Annotated in this window: 2 protein-coding genes; both read right to left on the minus strand. The window is 74.4% G+C overall.

The window, feature by feature from the left end; genetic code table 11:
- Positions 1–1,239 (minus strand): O-antigen ligase family protein (locus D7X32_RS43845; RefSeq protein ID WP_216619007.1); only part of this gene is annotated, 1,239 nt, incomplete at its 3' end.
- Positions 1,240–1,270: 31 nt separating this feature from the next.
- A partial coding sequence (locus D7X32_RS43850) for a polysaccharide biosynthesis tyrosine autokinase (RefSeq protein WP_120608404.1) occupies positions 1,271–3,029 on the minus strand: 1,759 nt, incomplete at its 5' end.

Below are 3,029 nucleotides of genomic sequence, written 5' to 3' on the forward strand. Positions count from 1 at the left end.
GGGCGGGCCCGACTGCGCGGGCTGGCGTCCGGGGACCGCGGCCCCGGAGGCCATCACCATCAGCAGGAAGAGGGCGCGGCTGTCGTAGAGGTCGCCGCTGGACTGGGCGCCCAGGAGCACCAGCACCGCGGCGCCCACGGTGGCGCCGTCCAGGCCCTGGCGCCGCAGGAGCGCCGAGCGCACGAAGGTGGCGATGACGGCCGCGAGCAGGAGCAGCCCCACGACACCGCCCTCGCAGAAGACCTCCAGGAAGAGGTTGTGCGGGTAGACGCCCAGGCGCAGCGCGGGGAACGCCGCCAGCCCCGCCCCCGCCACCGGGTGGTCCTTGCCCAGCTGGAGGGCCCTCTCGTAGAGGATTTCCCGCCCGGACAGGTACACCTTGCCGTCGTTGCTGCTGGCGCCCCCCGCGCCCGCCTCGTAGTTGAGGGTGAGGCGCAAGAAGCGCTCCTGCACGGAGTTGCTCAGCGCCTCCCCCAGCGGGGAGAACATGGCCACCGCGGTGATGGCGGCGGTCGCCAGCAGCAGCATCAGCAGCAGCCGGCGCAGCGGCACGCGCCCCACCACGAGGCAGGTGGTGATGCCCGCGAGGATGGCGGCGGAGCCTCCGCGCGAGCCCGTGAGCAGCGCCAGCACGACGCCGGTGGCGGCCACCGGAATCCACAGCCACGCCTGGCCCTTCCAGTACCAGAAGTAGAGCGCCCCAATGGAGAGCAGCCCCATGAGCCGCGCGAAGATGTTGGGCCCGCCGCCCATCACCGCGAGCCGCGCGCCTCCGCCGCCACCCAGCAGCTGCTTGATGCCGGTGAGCGCGAGCAGCCCCGTGGCCGCGACGACGGCGGCCCAGAACGCGTCCAGCACCCGGGGCGCGGGCTGGCGGAGCGTGGCCAGCGCGAAGCCCACGCACATCATCCCCACCAGCAGCAGGTCGCAGACCTTGGTCAGGGAGAAGAGCGGGTCGGGCGACCAGGCGGTGCTGGCGCACATGTAGCCCAGGAAGCCCAGCATGGACGCGATGAGCGGCGGGTCGAAGCGCGCCTCGCCGGGGCGCGCGTCGCGCCGGGCGCGGTGCAGAAGCCCCACGCTGGCGAGCAGCGCCCCGCACAGGACGATCCAGAGCCGCAGCTCCTGGATGAGGTTCGTGTCCACCTCCTCGTTGACCGCGAGGCCCAGCCGGTGGAAGCCCCAGCGGCCCGCGAGCACGTAGAGGGCCGCGATGAAGCCCAGTCCTGTGCAGCGCATCCAGCTCACGGCGTTGGCTCCCGGTTGGCCTTCAGCCCGCGGACGGGTATTCGTATTGGTAGACGCCGCTCACCGCGCGGCCCGTCCGGGAGCGCGGCACGCCATTGAGGACGATGCCGTGGGCCGGGACGCCGCTCTGCTCCAGCTGGTGCAGCGCGGTGGCCACCTCGCGCAGGGACTGGGTCGCCGCGCGCACCACGGCCAGCCGCACGCCCGCGTGCCGGCCCACGAGCGCCGCGTCCGTCACCGCGAGGATGCAGGGCGTGTCGAAGAGGACGGCGTCGTATTCCGCCGCCACGCGCGCCACGAACGTGTCGAACGCCGCGCCGGCCAGGAGCTCCGCGGGGTCCGGCGGAAGCGCTCCCGCGCCCAGGAACGACAGGCCGGGCGCGGCCTGCTGGAGCAGGGCCTGCTCTAGCGTGGAGGTGCCCCGCAGCACCTCATGGAGGCCGGGGACGCGCGCCTCGCGGAAGCACCGGTGCAGCCAGCCGCCGCGCAGGTTCGCGTCCACCAGCAGCACGCGCTGGCCCGTCTCCGCCAGCACCCACGCCAGGTTGAGGGCGGTGAAGGACGTCCCCGCGCCGGGGCCCGTCCCGGTGAGGGTGACGACGGGGCTGCCCGCCTCCTTCATGGCCCGCTGGAGCCGGGTCCTCAGGCCCCGCACGGCTTCAATGGTGACGTCCCGGGGGACGCTGCGCGCCAGGATGAGGGACGGGCTCCGGGGGCGCGCCGCGTGGCGGGGGCCCGTGGGGACGCTGGCGAGGACGGGCACCGCGAGCGCCGACTCCAGGGCCGCGGGGTCGGTGACGCCCGCGTGCAGCGACTGCCGGGCGAAGGCCAGCGCGACGCCGGCCACCAGCCCCAGCACCAGGCTGACCGCGAGCACGTCCGGCTTCGCGGGCCGCACGGGCAGGCGCGTCACCACGGGCGCGTCGATGAGGCGCGCGTGGGTGATGGTGCTGGACTTGAGCACCCGGTACTCCTGGGCCTTGTTGTTCAGCTGGAGGTACAGCTCGTTGGCGACCTTCACGTCGCGCGTGAGCTGGGCGGACACCCGCTCCGCGTCCGGGACGCCCTTGAGCCGCGTCTCCAGCGCGGTCCGCTCCGAGTGCAGGCGCGCCAGCTTGCGCTCCGTGGCCAGCAGCAGCGGGTGATGTTCGGTGAAGCGCTGCCGCAGCTCCGAACGCTCCAGCGCGAGCGTGGAGATGTCCTTGTCCAGGGCCGCGCTCCGGTTGAGGACGGCCTGCACCTCCAGCGCCAGGTCCACGCCGCCCTTGCCGGCGCGGTAGTCGCGCAGCGCGGCCTCCGCCTGCTCCAGGCCCTGGCGCAGGCCGGGCAGCTGGCTGTCCAGGAAGGACAGCGTGCGGCCCGCGTCCTCGCTGCGGCGCTCCGCGTTGGAGCGCACGTACGTGTCCGCGATGGTCTGGAGCGTGGTGGTGGCCAGCACCGGGTCCGGCCCCTCCAGGGTCAGGTTGAGCACGCCCGTGCCGGCGCCCTTCTCCCCCATGCGCAGCGCGCGCTGCAGCTCCTCCACCACCGCGAGCTTCGAGCGGCGCATCACCTGGAAGCGCGTCCCCGGCCGGGCGCGCAGCGCGGTGACGGACAGCTCCACCTCGTGCGCCGCGCCTGCTTGCGTCTGGGCGCCGGTGCCCACGGCGCCGTGGAGCACGGCGCGCCCTTCGGGGCCCCACAGCGTGTACGCGCCGTCCGCCTCCGCCACGAGCGTGAGCGGCAGGTCCTCCCACTCCGGCGGCACGTTCAGCCGCTCCACCTGGAGCTGCTCCCCGCCC

The sequence above is a fragment of the Corallococcus carmarthensis genome (assembly GCF_003611695.1).
Taxonomy (GTDB): domain Bacteria; phylum Myxococcota; class Myxococcia; order Myxococcales; family Myxococcaceae; genus Corallococcus; species Corallococcus carmarthensis.